This is a genomic window from Streptomyces sp. YS-3 (assembly GCF_045257485.1).
In the GTDB taxonomy this organism is placed as follows: domain Bacteria; phylum Actinomycetota; class Actinomycetes; order Streptomycetales; family Streptomycetaceae; genus Streptomyces.
In genome coordinates this window covers 1-1126 of sequence record NZ_JBJHPC010001048.1, presented here as the reverse complement: position 1 = coordinate 1126, position 1126 = coordinate 1, and the positions used below count along the sequence as shown (strand labels likewise).

The 1126-nt window shown below is 75.1% G+C and carries 1 protein-coding gene; it reads right to left on the bottom strand.

What is annotated here, in order from left to right; all coding sequences use genetic code 11:
* Positions 1-861, bottom strand: an 861-nt coding sequence (locus ACJA3G_RS37385; RefSeq protein WP_406557457.1) for an RNA polymerase sigma factor, incomplete at its 3' end; no start/stop codon positions are given.
* Positions 862-1126: the final 265 nt, after the last annotated feature.

The following is a 1126-nucleotide window of genomic DNA, read 5'->3' as shown; positions in this document are numbered from 1 at the left end:
GGCCCCGGCCGTCCCGGCGGCGACGGGGGCGGCGGCCAGTCCGGCGGCGCCCGCGGCCGTACCCGACAACAGCCCCTTGGCGGCCAGCACGGCGACGAGCCCGGCCGGGACCGCGAGCGGCGCGAAGCTGAGGAGCAGCAGCTCGGGCGGGACGCGTGTGGTGGTCGTCGCCGCGCAGACCGGGCAGGCGCGGGTGTGCCGCGCGATCCGCTTGCGCCACACCGACGTACGCCCGCCGTCCCAGCCCACGACGGTCTCGTCCAGCCGCGGACAGCGCGGGTCGGCGGCCAGCGCGGTGACGATGGTCCGGCTCAGCTCCAGCTGCTCGCGCATGCGTTGCAGCCGTACTCCGACGTGGGCGACCGTGAGCCCCGTCGCGGCGGCGATGTCGTCGCGGCTCAGCAGACCGGCGCCCTCCTGCAGCCACAGCGACAGCAGCACGCGATGGTCCGGGTCGAGCCAGCGGCCGGCTTCGACGACCTGACGGCGCTCGTCCGACATGTGCAGCCGCAGGATGGTCATGTCCTCGGGCACGGCGCCGGGATCCGGTATCCCGTCGGCCTCGTCGAGAACCGCGGTCCGGCCTGTGACGGCGCGCTGCCGCTCCCGGTGGGTACTGATCTGGCGGATCGTGATCGACACCAGCCAGGACCGGAAGCTCTCCGGGGCACGCAGCGCGGGCAGATCGCGCACCACCCGCAGCAGGGTTTCCTGGACGACGTCGTCGACATCGGCATGCCCGCTCAGCGCCCGGCCGACGATGTTGTAGAGCAACGGCAGGTAGGCGGCGACGAGTTCCTCACGCGCCCGCTCGTCCCCGGCCTGCGCCGCGACGACCAGCCCCACATGGTCCGCAGCCATGAGCCCCCCATTCCCACCTCCCTCAGGAGAGCGATCCGCCGAGTACGGCGCCACACCTTAACGTCGGCGGGGGGATGCGGCCAAAGCCGGTGCGCCGGGCTGCCGGCCGGGCCGCGCGCGGAGTTGGGGGCGGCGGGTTTCGCGGGTCGGGGCCTGTCGGCGGTGCTCCCGGCCGCCGCCCACGGACCGACGGGTGCGGGGCGCGGCACGTGACCGCCGTCACAGCGACCCTCGCAGCGCTCCCCCAGCCACAGGCCCCCCCTCG